The sequence below is a fragment of the Endozoicomonas sp. genome, assembly GCF_051008435.1.
GTDB lineage: Bacteria > Pseudomonadota > Gammaproteobacteria > Pseudomonadales > Endozoicomonadaceae > Endozoicomonas_A.
This window is the reverse complement of the sequence record NZ_JBPCXO010000386.1, coordinates 18,488-32,185: the sequence shown is the minus strand read 5'-3', so window position 1 is coordinate 32,185 and position 13,698 is coordinate 18,488. Positions and strand designations below refer to the sequence as shown.

Here is a 13,698-nt window from a genome sequence, read left to right as displayed (position 1 = left end):
AATGACTGGTTTCGCTATTCGGCTTTGTTCCCGGAGCTTTAAAAGAGCTTCTTCTTTTGTAATAGTTGTTTCCAATATCATTTTTATTCTTCCTTGGGATGATGTTGAGGTTGGGAGCGCTTAACGCCTTGATCTGCGGCAGGCCGGCGTAGCCGGACTGTCCGGTGGAGGCAACGCAGTTGCCGGAACGAACAGCATCAACTTGTTACATTTTTGACGCTCAATTTTGCTCCATACTGATAAAAGTATGACACGTAAGTACCAATAGATATGAACACAATCGACTGCTCTATCTTTATACCATTAAAAAACAATCCAAATATTAGCCCGCCAAATGCGCCAAACGACGCAAATATCAAAGGGGACATAAGTTCTTTGTGCTTTAGAAATAGATATACAGGTGTACCGTAGAACAAAGATACCAAAAGCGTATAGCCGACAGAAACAAAACAAACTACCGAAACGAATATAAGTTCACCAAAATCCAACCCAAAGTAGAAAGCTGATATTACTGTAACGATAATAAAGAGAGACACCATCGAAATGACCGAAGCTAGAATCCCGTATGTTATTTCATATCTGGTCTGGTCTTTCATTACGACATCTTTAAATGTAACAGCCTACTTATGCGACTAAGTGTCGCATAACATACTATCTCTGGGAAACACGACTTTCAGCAGACCCCATGAATACCAGCGTCTGCGGGCCTGATCCGACTTTTATAGTCATTATTTAACCTGTCGCATTTCATGATTTGTATATTATTCGCTTAATATTCCCATACTTACTTTTTTAGAATATTAATGTTTAAAATCAATCAGATAGGGAGCTATGAGAAAATCTACATATACGAACTAAATTCACGTAACTTTCATGCAAACTGATCGAAGCATTCACGGTGAGTTGAAGCCAGGCACGCTACCGCCCATAGACTTTGGCTGTGGTGATCATTCCGAGCGTTTGTCCCTGAGCTCAAGTTGCATCCTGCTGTTCTGAAACGGGTTCAGTTTTTTATAATTGAGCGACATTGTGCCAGTATCTGACAGGAAAGGGTAGGCATAAGTACGTAACCAGATCTACCCTGCTTCCTTAATGGAAACAGGGTAGAAAGAGGTGGGGAATTAAAGGCTCTTGGTGACTACTTCATAAATATCGGTAGACAGATCCGGTACAGCCTTGATCCGCTCCAGCGCTTTTCTCATACACTCGCGACGCACTGGCTCGTATTTCTTCCAACGAGTCAGCGGTGTCATCAAACGAGATGCGGTTTGCGGGTTCTGTTTATCCAGAGTAATGATCCAGTCCGCCAGGAATTCATAACCTTCGCCCGTGCCTGAGTGGAACTGCTTCATATTGCCACTGGCAAAACCACCAATCAGCGCTCTCAGCTTGTTCGGGCTGGTGCGGTCAAAGGATTCGTGCTCCAGCAATGCCTTCACATGCTCCAGGGTGCCCAAGGAGGGACTGCCGCTCTGCATCATGAACCAGCTGTCCATAACCACTGAGTCATCTTTATAACGACCCAGGAAATCATTGAGCAGGGAATTAATGGTTTCCTGACTCTGATAGCTGGAGTTGATGGCTGCACTCATTGCAGAACGCAGATCGGTCATGTTGCTGGCATTTCTGTACTGATCTTCAGCCAGTTGCTGAAGGCTGTCGTCTTCCAGTTCAACCAGGTAGCCGAGGCAAGTATTTCTCAGGGTACGCTTGGCAATATCATCAGCATCCGGACGATATTCACCTTTCAGCTCCAGAGCATGATAAAGCTCCAGCAGTTTGTCCTTATGTGCAGCAGCAATGGCCTTGCGAACACGACTTCTGGATTCACAGATCTCTAGAGGATGAATTTCTTCAGCCTGCTCTGCGAGACTGGCTTGAGAAGGCAGCGTCAACATTTCTTCTTTAACCGCTTTGTCCAGCTTATCATCTGCCAGAACAACCCCAAAAGCTTCAATCAGTCTTGAATCTATCTCAGCTTCTTCACCTTTCAGCAGCCCGCTAACCAGATCTTCAATAACGGCTGTTGCCAGACGCTGACCGGCATCCCAGCGATTGTAGCCATCGCTGTCGTATTTCATCAGAAATACCAAGTCTTCACGGCTGTAGTCGTAGTTAACACGAACCGGTGCAGAGAAGTTCCTGAGAATAGAAGGCAGTGGTTTTTCAGCCAGCCCCTCGAAAGTCCAGGTTTCTTCTGCTGCAGTGACATGCAGTAGCTGCTCAGTCGCGCCCGCTTCGTTGAGAGGCAGAGCCTTGCCTTCCCTGTCCAGCAGAGCAATCGCCACAGGAATGTGGAAAGGCAGCTTGGTGTCCTGACCCGGTGTAGCCGGGCAACTCTGACCAATAGTCAGAGAGTACTGACCTGAGTCCTGATCAAAACGATCGGTAACAGCAATAACGGGTGTTCCAGCCTGGTTGTACCAGTTACGGAACTGACTGAGATCGACACCGGAAGCGTCTTCCATGGCTTTGACAAAGTCTTCACAGGTAGCTGCTTCACCGTCATGGCGGTCAAAGTACAGATCTGAACCCTTACGGAAATTATCTTTACCGACAATGGTCTGAATCATCCGGACCACTTCACAGCCTTTTTCGTAAATGGTCAGGGTGTAGAAGTTGGAAATTTCAATAAAGGATTGTGGACGAATAGGGTGAGCCATGGGGCCGGCATCTTCAGCAAACTGTGCGGTCTTCATCACAGTGGCGTCTTCAATGCGCTTAACACCCCGAGAGTTCATGTCGGCTGAAAATTCAGCATCACGGAATACCGTAAAACCTTCTTTCAGACTCAGCTGGAACCAGTCACGACAGGTCACCCTGTTGCCAGACCAGTTATGGAAGTATTCGTGAGCGACAATGGCTTCGACACGCTGATAACTGGCGTCAGTTGCGGTATCGGGGCTGGCCAGCACGCAGGAAGAGTTGAAAATGTTCAGACCCTTGTTTTCCATCGCGCCCATGTTGAAGTGATCCACCGCTACGATCATGAAGATATCCAGATCGTACTCACGGCCATACACGTCTTCGTCCCACTTCATGGACTTTTTCAGTGACAGCATAGCGTGGTCGCATTTATCAATATTATGGGACTCAGTGAAAATGCGCAGCGCCACTTCTTTGCCACTCATAGTGGTAAAGGTATCTTCTACCACTTCCAGATCGCCCCCTACCAGGGCAAACAGATAGCTGGGCTTTTTGAACGGGTCTTCCCAGGTTATCCAGTGTCGTCCACTGTCGAATTCGCCACGGGCAATGTCGTTACCATTGGACAAAAGAATGGGGTAACGGCCCTTGTCAGCAATCACTTTGGTGGTGAATTTGGACATAACGTCCGGGCGATCCAGATAGTAAGTGATCTTACGGAAGCCTTCTGCTTCACACTGGGTGCAGAACATGCCGTTGGATTTGTACAATCCTTCCAGAGAGGTGTTTTCCTGAGGACGAATGCGCGTCACAACGGTCAGGGAGAACGCCCTGCTGGCCACTGGCACCGTCAGGCTTTCTGAACCAAGAATGTACTGCTCAGCCGTTAACTCTGAACCATCAACATAGACACTGACCAGTTCCAGATCGATGCCTACCAGGGTCAGATCCGGGGTTTCGTCCCCATGATCTTCATTACGACGCACTCCAAGTACCGAGGTCACCAGTGCATGATCTTCGAACAGATCAAAGGTCAGATCGGTGGTATCAATCCAATAGTCCGGAGCCTGATAATCTTTCAGGTAAATGGCTCTGGGTTGCGCGTCTTTCATTTTCAACCTTCCTTTACCATGGCCGTGCCTTTGTTGTTTGAGTTTTAATGGCACGACACGGTCATGGCTGTATGAGTGTTAGAGCTTTTGGCTCAATGATTTGAAGAGGAGCCTCAGAAGCCTGACTTCCCCTTCATACTGATCAGGCAGCAACGGATACGTTGACCTGATAAGAAGTATGCTTGCGAATATTGATCACACCGGTATCAAGAATCAGGTATTGCCCCTTGATTCCCTGCAGCACACCTTCAATCACCGGTTTTTTATCAAAGGACATCGAAGTCACTTTGACAGGATATTGCTCCACCGGATAGCGAATATCAACGATTTCCGGATCAACCACCGGAGTGATAGCCTGCAGACCAAATTGTTCCTGCAGGGCTTCCAGCCTTGAGCGGTTCATATCCAGCAGATCAGCGGCTTGGGTTTTGAGATCCAGAGGATCAGCCGTCCCTTTCAACATGGCTCGCCAGTTGGTCCGATCACTGACAAATTCCTTGAACAGGGTTTCAATCAAACCAGACTGCAGTCGTGTAGACACCCTGACAAAAGGCAATGCCTGAGTCGCGCCCTGATCCACCCAGCGAGTAGGCACCTGGGTCGCACGGGTAATGCCTACTTTTAAACCCGAGGAGTTTGCCAGGTAGACTACGTGATCGGTCATGCAGAACTGTTCGCCCCAGGCCGAATCACGGCAGGTGCCTTCATGATAATGACACTTTTCGGGGCTCATAATACAGCTGTCACACTGGGGCAGCTTTTTAAAACAGGGGTAACAGAAACCCTGGCTGAAGCTTTTCTTGGTCTTACGACCACAGTGGCTGCAATTGATCGCCCCCTGATATTCCAGGGTCAGCTTTTTCCCCATCAGCTCATTCATGGGAAGCAGATCATCGCCTACAGGCAGCTGATATTCGACCGGCTGACCGTTCTTCAGCACGGATTCCATCTTGCGCAGTGCGCCACTCAGGCTTTGAGTCAAGTTCTGTACCTCCTCTCTTACTGGCTCATGGCTGCTTAAAGCGCAAAATCGTGGATTCAGTCTCATCCTGACTGGGTGCACTTTTGCAGCCCACAGGCATGTAACCAATGCGCTCTTCTTCCGGCAGGTTGTCATGCTCCCAGGCAATCAGTGCCTCCAGAATGGCTTCCCGATGCTCCGGGTCCAGCTTGTCTCCATTAGGCCAGCGGCTGAGTTCCAGAGACTGCTTCATGTTCTGATAGATTTCCGGAGTCATGTGCTCCAAAAAGTCCTTAAGCTGCATTCGATCAACCTTACAGTTTGCCATGTTCAGGAGTATTGGCTTTTCGTCCATTACATGGTCTGATAAATAGGAAAGGATAATACTACCAAATCGCCACAAGCGAAGAATGCCCATAGCGCAAAAAAAACGCAGTCTTCATCACCTTACCGGGATGTTTGCTGTAATTCCCAATAAAAACAAGCCTTAAGCGGAAAATGTAACCCGCTCTGTATCACGAAGCCGGAGCATTTTCTTGATAGAAAGGATCTATGTATGGATAACCAGATTCCTGTTATGCAGCGTCTGTCTCCCGTTCGCAACTCTACCCGGGCTCAGGATTCCGATGCTCTGGCTACGGAGCAGCTTCAGCATTTTGGTATTCAACCTGACACCCCCTTTGGTCAATCTTTACTTAGCGCCGCCAGTAATCTTTATCAGGCGGGCTCCGACATCAGCCAGTTCGAAAATCTTTGCCAGGCCATTGCTTCATTGCCTGAATCGGACAAAATCAGCCATTTCAATGCCAAAAAGTTCCTCTGCTTCCAGCTGGCCAAACTGATCGATATGCTGCAACCCAGCATGAAGCAGGATTACCATGCTCTGGGAATGGATGTCAGCAGCCGCGCGGTCAAAGGGGATTACCCACTGTTTGCCAATGTTGGTGCCCTTTTCTCTGCGACTCCCGCTGTTGTTAAAACCGCCACTTATCTTTATGCCTGCACAGAGTGGGTTGAAGACGCGTTTCACGGCAAAGAGAGCACTCACCCGATCTACAGTCGCCTGCTCAACCCCACTTCCATTTCTCTGGCCAACACCCTGACCGCACTGGAAGCCGGAGAAAATGCCGGTGAATACATGACCTGGAATTTCAACAGCGGCATGGCAGCCATTGATGCCCTGCTGGCTAACCAGCTCAGGCATGGTGACATTCTGCTCAGCTCCCGTAATGTTTATGGCGGTACTTTCCAGCTGATGCAGGACTTCTATGCCCGCCCCGACCGTCTGGCAGTGCAGCTGGAATGGTTTGACGGATTCTCCAGCGAGTCGTTCAAAGAGAAACTCAAGCACGTTGAAAAGAAGTATCAGCAGGCCCTGCAGAATGGCAAGAAAATCCTGGTTTACCTGGAATCCCCCCTGCAACCCCCACGGCAATGTGATTGATGTCGCCAGCATCTGTCAGCAGAGTCATGAGAAAGGTTACCTTGTCGCTCTGGACTCAACCCTGGCCACTCCTTTCCTTCATCGCCCTTTGCGTAACAAAGATAAGAGCAAACGACCTGACTGGGTCATCCACAGTTACACCAAGGATATTTCCGGCTCTGGCAGTGCCACTGCGGGCGGCATTATTGGAGAAAGCCGTCGTATGTTCCTGCCTAAAAACACTGAAAGCGATGACGTACGCTGGGATGAAACCCTGTTCTGGGACGTCTACTACATCAAGGGAGCGTTTCTGGATGCGGACAAATCACTGGACATCATCAATGGTCTGAAAACCCTGGAAAACCGAATGCTGTCCAAGTGCATCAACACTCTGGTATTCAGCCATTATCTGGACGCCCATGAGCAGATCCAGGTCAACAGTCACGCCCTGAGCAGTCATCCCAATTCAGACCTGAGAGAAGAGCAGCTCTATCTTGGGCTGCCCAGCCCACTGTTCAGTATTGATATGGAAAAGGCCCATATTCCCAGAGAAGCCTTTATTCGTTTCTTTGATGCTCTGGAACCGGCGTTTGGCCATATGGTCAGTCTCGGCCAGAGCAATACTTTGATACTCTGTCCGGCATTAACGTCTCATTCGGAAATGGACGAGTCAGCCCAGAAAGAGGCCGGTATTTTCCTGACCACCATTCGTGTGGCCATGGGCGATGAAAACCCAAGGGATCTTATAAGGCAGTTCAAGGCTTGTGCGAAGCTTCATCTGGATCCGGTGATGCCGGGATTCTCTGAGCAGTTTATGTCGGACGAAGAGCTGGATACAATGATCCGGGAAACTCATCTGGACGTTCATTCCAGACATCTGGAGTTCATGAGCAACGCATCAAGACAGACCTGATACCTGCAAGGAAAGAGAGCCGTGTTGGATCAACATGAAAAGACGGCCATCGCTGCCCACCGTTTTGGCCTGGGAGCCAGACCCGGAGATCTTGAGCGCATCCGGCAAGATCCCGAGCAATGGCTGGTCAAGCAACTGTTGATCCCTCACTACCGCTCTCGCCCGCCTTCTTCCGCTGAGCTGATGAGAGCCTTGTATGATTTCAGCAAGGCTCAAAAAGCGTTCAAGAACACCATGGCCGACAAGCCGGAAAATCCGGCCAGACAGCTGTATATAGAACAATCGGCAGCCACGGTCATGGAAGCCGTCAACAGCCAGAATCCACTGAGCTGGCGTCTGCTGGACTTCTTTTCCAACCATTTCAGTGTCAGTGCCCAGGGTAATCGGATGCGGGTTCTGGCACCATCTCTGGAACGGGAGGCCATAGTTCCTCACCAGATTGGCCACTTTGAAGATATGCTGCTGGCAGTGAGCCAACACCCGGCCATGCTTGTCTATCTCGACAACGAACGCTCTATTGGGCCCAACTCACGGACAGGCAAGCAGCGCAAACGAGGCCTTAATGAGAACCTGGCCAGAGAGATTCTGGAACTTCACACTCTGGGTGTGAGTGGCGGTTATACCCTGAACGACATCCAGGAACTGGCTAAAGCCATCACCGGCTGGAGTATTACCCGCGCCGCTGATAAACGACAAGGTTTCAAGTATCGGGCTAACGGTCATGAACCCGGAGCCCGGACTGTTTTGGGGAAAAGCTACCACCAAAAAGGCGTAGCTCAGGGCGAAGCCATTCTGAAAGATCTGGCCAGACATCCGGCCACTGCACGACATATTTCTTTTAAACTGGCCCGACACTTCATCAGCGATATACCTCCTGAAGCTCTGGTGTCCGCTTTGTCTGATACCTGGAACAAGACAAGAGGCAATCTGCATGCGGTGATGACCACCTTGATTCATCATCCAGAGGCCTGGCAACCGGAGTTTAAAAAGTACAAGACTCCCCGGGAATTCTTTATTTCCAGCCTGCGTGTTGCCAACGTCAAAGAACTACCAGCCGAGCGAGTCATGAACCTGCTCAATCATCTGGGTCAAAAACCTTTTGCTGCCGGTTCACCTGCGGGATATGACGACACCGCCGATGCCTGGAATGGCAGTGGTGCACTGCTGAAACGCATCGACTGGATTAATCAGATGAGCCTACGGTTCAAGTCTGCCAACTTTTCACCCAGGGAGTTGCTGGATCACTATTTTGGCCCCCTGACCTCAGCTAAAACCCGTCGATGGGTGATGGGTGCAGAAAGCCGTGAACAGTCTGCAGCTCTGTTTCTGTTAAGTCCGGAATTCCTCAGGAGATGAACATGAAACGCAGAGAGTTAATCAAGATTCTGGGAACCGGACTGGCTCTGTCGCCTATATCACTGTATGGCGCCCTCCCCTCGACCTCTTCTGACAGAAAGCTTGTCTGGATAGTACTGAGAGGAGCGATGGATTCATTGCACGCAGTGATTCCGGCTTCTGACCCACACCTTTTGAAACAGCGGGGGGCATTAACAGAACCACTCCTTGATAAAGCCTTACCCATAGACCGTGGGTTTGCCTTGCACCCGGAACTCACCGCACTGCACCAATGGTATCAACAAAAACAGATGACTCCGGTTGTGGCTGTTGCCTCACCTTACCGCTCACGCTCTCATTTTGATGGCCAGGACATTCTGGAAAGCGGGCTTTCAACGTTTCAACACGACAGTGGGTGGTTAGGAAGAGCTCTGGATATCAGAGACACGAGCGGTCTGGCGGTGGCCAACTCTTTACCTCTGAGCCTGCGTGGAAGTGAGCACTCAACCACCTGGTACCCTTCCCGATTCAAGGAAGCCAATGAAGACTTTTATGAACAACTGCTGTCACTCTACGAAGAAGACCCTGCTTTACTGGCAACCCTTCAGCAAGGGCTGAAAACCCGCGCCATGGCTGAAGACAGCATGAGCAAAAAGCGGGCTGGTAACTTTGTCGCTCAAGCCAGAGCTGCTGGAAAACTGCTCAGTGGCGAGCAAGCACCGGATGCCGTCATGCTGGAAATGGGTGGCAGGGATACTCATGATAATCAGGCAGCCCGACTGAACCGACAATTCAAGCAACTGAATTCGGGGCTGGCTGAACTTCAGAAAAACCTGGGGGACCAGTGGCATAACACCGCAATTATAATAGCCACTGAATTTGGCAGAACGGTCAAGGTTAACGGTACCGGTGGTACCGATCATGGAACAGCATCAACACCGATCATGGCCGGTGGCGCTATCAATGGCGGCAAGGTTCAGGGAGAGTGGCCCGGGCTTTCTGACGATGACTTATACCAGGGTCGTGACCTTCAACCTACTTCGGATATACGAAGCTGGATTGCCAGTGTCCTTGAGCAGCATTGGTTGATGAGCGACTCCGCTTTGAGCAGGGTATTTCCTGACACCCCCACGCTACCTACCGACCTGATCAGCCTCTCAACGCGTCGAAAGCCAATTTAGATCATTGTGTTTACAGGTCATCGTCGCCCAGAGAAATACCATAACAATCCAGACTGAGTGGTATCACACTGAATATAGAATCCTCAGGAAGCTCATTATCTTTGGACAAAGGCGAGACAAATTCAGCAGGTTTGGATTCATAAAAAACCAGAACCGGTACCCCTGCCTGCTCCCACTCCTCCATCACCCGGCTTCGTTCTGAGAAATATTCCTGAGGTGAGCAAGTAACGCCCAACCAGCGATCGACGATCAGAACATGGTCTGGAAGATCGGAAAACCTCAGTTTCTTATCCAGCTCAACATCCCCAGGCTTTGCCCCCACCAGAACTAAAGCATGATCGGCAACGACTTCATCGGAGCCATTGTCCACAACATCCACAACATCCACAAGACAAACACCTTGCACTTATTGCTTGAATCCAGCTTCACTCATTAAATGAATAGCCGTCGCTAAGGCCAGCTCTTCAGCGTTTGCCACTTTATTTTTATGGATGGTTTCCCCAATGATGTCCAGATTCTCAAAGTACGCATCCACTTGCGCTTGATCAGGAACTTCTTCATTCCACTGGCAAGACACGTAATAAGAACATTTATCCAGGAAATCAAGCTTCAGGGGACGAGTTTGCTCTCTGACCTCCTGACAACTCTTATCAATAGACTGCAAGTCTTTGAGCTTCAGGGCCGGATTCCATTGGGTGGATGAGAGAAGCTCAGGAAAATCCGTCATGGCTTCATCAACAGCTCTCTTCAGCTCACCTCTTTGTGAACTGTCTTGTACTACTCGATCTCTCAGTGACCGGGAAGAGCGATCCACGAATAATTCTGCGGGAGTATTTAACACTTTGTCGGGGGATATTTGCCGGGCAGCTTGCCCTGGATTCTGTTTTTTTGTGACATGCCCGGACTTACGGGGCGAAGAAGGGGGAGGTGAGCCCGAAATAGTCATAGTTATTCCATTAACAGTGAAAAGATCAGAATCAAAACAGCGACTCACTCTCGCTCGTCACTGCTTGATGCCTTTTTAATCACTATAGTGGACACTACTTGCAGGTTCACACCCTAACCAGACAGAACCTGTAAGCTTGCGTTTATCGTGGAATCCGGGACTTGAACATCAAGCCTGCAAGCCCGCCCAATACAATCCCGGACACCAGGCCACCCAGATGAGCGGCATTGGCCATTTGCCCCAGCACAGGCCCGAGAATATCGGTGTAGCCTATCACCAGCCACAGAATCATGAATCCGTAAATGGCCGGTGGCAATCCCATATAGAAGCTCTTGTCCAGACGCTCTCGAACCATGCTGTACCCCATCAGACCGTATACCACGCCTGACAGACCACCAAACAGCACCGAGCCATCGGACATGGCATATTGAGCAAAGTTTGACAGAACACCGGTCAGCAAAACCAGTCCTAGTAGATGGATACCGCCCTGATGCATCTCAATTCTGCCACCCAGAACATAGAACATCAGGGCATTGAAGACCAGATGCAAAATCCCGAAGTGGATAAAGATCGGGGTTATCAGGCGCCAGTATTCATGACTTTCCAGAGTATGTCCCAGACTGGCATAGTAGATGTAGCCATTGGACACCTTGAAGTCTACGAAGGTGAAGCTGGAAATAGCCTGTATATTCTCACCCAGGTGGGTCAGCACAGCCACCACCAGGCAAACCGCCAGAATCAGGAAGGTGAAGGGGAAGCTTTTCCAGGGAATACTTTTGAAAAAACTGCCAACTTCAGGCCCTTTACGGGGAGGTGCCACATCCAGCTCCAACTCGCCGGACTGCCAGTCCTGATAGAACTTTTCTACTGCTTCTCCCTGCTGCTCGTTCTGGGTCCACAGCACCTGCTTACCGGACTCTTCGGTAATTCTGTGCGGCACTCCCTGCCGATAAAGAAAGTAGGACAGTGCACTCAAATCCTTGTCTGCAGGAAGCTCCAGCGCCCTATACATAGTCAACTCTTGTTATGCTCAAACCGGTTAGTGTAGACAAGACTGCAATTGTCACTGTGCACCCTCGTTAGGATACCATCTTAATTTGGATCGGCAGGCTTCGTAGAAATTGTGGTTTAAAGGATGAAGCAGTCTAAGTTGCTGCTTCTTTTTACGGATCAGGATGATGTCATCCGGTGTCAGCTCAATATCCACTTGTCCATCAAAGCTGATTCGAGGATGAATTTCATTGCCTTCGTGTATCACCAGCTTCAACTGGCTATTGCCGTCCACCACCAGTGGCCGGTTCGTGAGCATATGCGGATACATGGGCACCAGTACAATGGCATCCAGCTTGGGGTGCATGATTGGGCCCCCACCGGACAGGGCATAAGCAGTTGATCCGGTAGGCGTAGCCATGATCAGACCATCAGAACGCTGGCGATAAACAAACTGGTCTTCAATAAACAGTTCAAACTCTATAATTTTCGTGGATATGCCCGGATGCAGCACCACATCATTGAGGGCATCGCCACAACCAATGGTTTTGCCGTTACGTTCTACCTTGGCTTCCAGCAGAAAACGGCTTTCCATCCGGTATTGGCCATTGAGTATTTCGCCAATGCTGTCTTCCAGCTCATCGGGAGAGACGTCTGTCAGAAAACCCAGGCGGCCACGGTTAACGCCCACCACGGGAACATCATAAACAGAAAGCTCCCGGCCCGCCCCCAGTAAACTGCCGTCGCCACCCACCACTACAACCAGATCGCAGGTTTTGCCCATGGTCGCCCGGTCACAGACCTGATAACCATGCCCCGGCAAAAGGTCCGACAATTGCTCATCCAGTGATACAACTACACCCTGCGAATGCAGAAAATCGGCCAGACGTTTCAGGGTGCCATCTATATTAGCTTTACCCTGTCGCCCGGTAATCCCAACCTGCTTGAATTCTTCCATCGGTCTAAATCACTTGTCGTTGGTGAATTTATCCAGCCCGTATGACAGCACACCCCGGATTCGGTGATCGCTGTTATCTGCCGGCGAATAATAAACACATCGATATGAATCTGTTACTCTTATCTGTCACCTGCTGAATTCACAGAAACCAGCAAAGATGAGCCATCATTTTGTCATTCACAGCCATTTGTCATTCACAGCCATTTGTCATTCACAGCCATGGGCCGAAAACCATGAAGCCCCAAAAATGAACCGTCTTTCTCATCAGCAAATTGCCCGGGATATAGACTGGTTACTGAGTAGTCCTTCGATCATCAACCCCGGTTGTGATTCGAGATTTATCTGCCCGGCAACCCGTCCGGTGCACAACTACCAGATTACAGGCTCTGGCTATTCAGAGCTAGTGGATATTCTGCATCAGCGCCGCAGTCATCTGTTGGGTATTTATTATGAATCGCTCTGGCAGTATATTCTTAGACATTCAAAGGAATATCAGTTGATAGCCTGCAACCTGCAGGTTCAGAATAATCACCAGACACTGGGTGAATATGACCTGATTTTAAAGTCACTTCAGCAGCAGGCTTTTATTCATCGTGAGCTGGCCGTCAAATACTATCTGGGCCTTCCATCCAACACTCGTTCAGCCAGTCCCTGGAATCACTGGGTAGGGCCCGGGCTGCGTGACCGGATGGACAGAAAGCTGAACCATATGCTGAAGCATCAGATCACGCTCTCGGACACCCTGGCCGGCAAAAATGCGCTCAATACCCTTGATATTTCGGAAGTGCAAACAGAGATTCTCTTCCAGGGCTATCTTTTTTACCCCATCAATGGCATTTGCCCAACTCCTGAAGATTGTTCCGCTGAGCATTTGCGTGGACACTGGTTGCCGATCAGCCAACTGTCATCCTGGCTGGAACGGGAGGAGCACAAGGCCTGCTACCTGCCCTTACCGAAGTCACTCTGGCTCTCCACCTACCAAGGGTTACCAGACCCATCGATTCATCTGTCCAAAGCCACCCTGATCCAGCGCCTGCAGTCACAACTGTACAAGAGTGCACGCCCACAGATGGTCGTCCGATGCCACGAGCAGAATGGAGAATTTAAAGAAGACAGTCGTTTTTTTGTGGTGCCTGATGACTGGGAAGCCAGAGCCTTAATGGCCGCTGAAATATAAGCAACCCCCTTTGATAGAACAATTTGTATCAACTGTTTTCTAATATTGGTTAATAC

The 13,698-nt window shown here is 49.7% G+C and carries 12 protein-coding genes; 5 read left to right on the top strand and 7 right to left on the bottom strand.

What is annotated here, in order from left to right; translation table 11 throughout:
- Nucleotides 1-1,121 precede the first annotated feature (1,121 nt).
- From pepN to ACR2PX_RS19490, 3 genes are all read right to left on the bottom strand, one after another.
- Nucleotides 1,122-3,758 carry an aminopeptidase N gene (gene pepN / locus ACR2PX_RS19500; RefSeq protein ID WP_434001027.1) on the bottom strand — a complete coding sequence of 879 codons (2,637 nt, stop codon included), beginning with the start codon at nt 3,756-3,758 and terminating at the stop codon, nt 1,122-1,124.
- 142 nt (nt 3,759-3,900) lie between these two features.
- Entirely contained in the window at nt 3,901-4,740 is an 840-nt protein-coding gene (locus tag ACR2PX_RS19495; protein ID WP_434001026.1) for a DUF2797 domain-containing protein, read from the bottom strand.
- Nucleotides 4,741-4,765: 25 nt separating this feature from the next.
- Entirely contained in the window at nt 4,766-5,023 is a 258-nt protein-coding gene (locus tag ACR2PX_RS19490) for a DUF1315 family protein (protein WP_434001025.1), read from the bottom strand.
- A 252-nt stretch (nt 5,024-5,275) separates the two neighbouring features.
- Here ACR2PX_RS19490 and ACR2PX_RS19485 point away from each other — a divergent pair, with 252 nt between their 5' ends.
- Genes ACR2PX_RS19485 through ACR2PX_RS19470 form a run of 4 tightly spaced genes read left to right on the top strand, consistent with a single transcriptional unit; the run spans nt 5,276 to nt 9,571 of the window.
- On the top strand, nt 5,276-6,163 hold the full coding sequence (locus tag ACR2PX_RS19485; protein WP_434001024.1) for a PLP-dependent transferase: 888 nt from the start codon (nt 5,276-5,278) through the stop codon (nt 6,161-6,163).
- On the top strand, nt 6,102-7,055 hold the full coding sequence (locus ACR2PX_RS19480) for a PLP-dependent transferase (RefSeq protein ID WP_434001023.1): 954 nt from the start codon (nt 6,102-6,104) through the stop codon (nt 7,053-7,055). Before ACR2PX_RS19485 ends, ACR2PX_RS19480 begins: the two co-directional genes overlap by 62 nt.
- 21 nt (nt 7,056-7,076) lie before the next feature.
- Nucleotides 7,077-8,411, top strand: a complete 1,335-nt coding sequence (locus ACR2PX_RS19475) for a DUF1800 domain-containing protein (RefSeq protein ID WP_434001022.1) — start codon at nt 7,077-7,079, stop codon at nt 8,409-8,411.
- A gap of 2 nt (nt 8,412-8,413) precedes the next feature.
- A complete protein-coding gene (locus tag ACR2PX_RS19470) occupies nt 8,414-9,571 on the top strand; it encodes a DUF1501 domain-containing protein (protein WP_434001021.1) in 1,158 nt (385 codons plus the stop codon).
- Nucleotides 9,572-9,581: 10 nt separating this feature from the next.
- Here ACR2PX_RS19470 and ACR2PX_RS19465 read toward each other — a convergent pair whose 3' ends face one another.
- The 4 genes from ACR2PX_RS19465 to ACR2PX_RS19450 form a co-directional block, all read right to left on the bottom strand.
- Entirely contained in the window at nt 9,582-9,959 is a 378-nt protein-coding gene (locus tag ACR2PX_RS19465) for a hypothetical protein (RefSeq protein WP_434001020.1), read from the bottom strand.
- A gap of 18 nt (nt 9,960-9,977) precedes the next feature.
- A complete protein-coding gene (locus ACR2PX_RS19460) occupies nt 9,978-10,517 on the bottom strand; it encodes a hypothetical protein (RefSeq protein WP_434001019.1) in 540 nt (179 codons plus the stop codon).
- Nucleotides 10,518-10,659: 142 nt separating this feature from the next.
- Entirely contained in the window at nt 10,660-11,529 is an 870-nt protein-coding gene (locus ACR2PX_RS19455) for a rhomboid family intramembrane serine protease (protein WP_434001018.1), read from the bottom strand.
- A gap of 51 nt (nt 11,530-11,580) precedes the next feature.
- Complete coding sequence (locus tag ACR2PX_RS19450; protein WP_434001017.1) at nt 11,581-12,465, bottom strand: NAD(+) kinase; 885 nt, start codon at nt 12,463-12,465, stop codon at nt 11,581-11,583.
- A gap of 247 nt (nt 12,466-12,712) precedes the next feature.
- On the opposite strand from ACR2PX_RS19450, the gene ACR2PX_RS19445 reads away from it, so the two are divergent.
- Nucleotides 12,713-13,642, top strand: coding sequence for a DUF1853 family protein (locus ACR2PX_RS19445; RefSeq protein ID WP_434001016.1), 930 nt, complete (start codon nt 12,713-12,715; stop codon nt 13,640-13,642).
- The last annotated feature ends 56 nt before the right edge of the window (nt 13,643-13,698 follow it).

Coding starts and splice junctions, on each gene's coding strand:
- pepN (WP_434001027.1), bottom strand. CDS start 3,758: ATGAAAGACGCGCAACCCAGAGCCATTTACCTGAAAGATTATCAGGCT.
- ACR2PX_RS19490 (WP_434001025.1), bottom strand. CDS start 5,023: ATGCAGCTTAAGGACTTTTTGGAGCACATGACTCCGGAAATCTATCAG.
- ACR2PX_RS19485 (WP_434001024.1), top strand. CDS start 5,276: ATGGATAACCAGATTCCTGTTATGCAGCGTCTGTCTCCCGTTCGCAAC.
- ACR2PX_RS19480 (WP_434001023.1), top strand. CDS start 6,102: ATGGCAAGAAAATCCTGGTTTACCTGGAATCCCCCCTGCAACCCCCAC.
- ACR2PX_RS19470 (WP_434001021.1), top strand. CDS start 8,414: ATGAAACGCAGAGAGTTAATCAAGATTCTGGGAACCGGACTGGCTCTG.
- ACR2PX_RS19460 (WP_434001019.1), bottom strand. CDS start 10,517: ATGACTATTTCGGGCTCACCTCCCCCTTCTTCGCCCCGTAAGTCCGGG.
- ACR2PX_RS19455 (WP_434001018.1), bottom strand. CDS start 11,529: ATGTATAGGGCGCTGGAGCTTCCTGCAGACAAGGATTTGAGTGCACTG.
- ACR2PX_RS19450 (WP_434001017.1), bottom strand. CDS start 12,465: ATGGAAGAATTCAAGCAGGTTGGGATTACCGGGCGACAGGGTAAAGCT.
- ACR2PX_RS19445 (WP_434001016.1), top strand. CDS start 12,713: ATGAACCGTCTTTCTCATCAGCAAATTGCCCGGGATATAGACTGGTTA.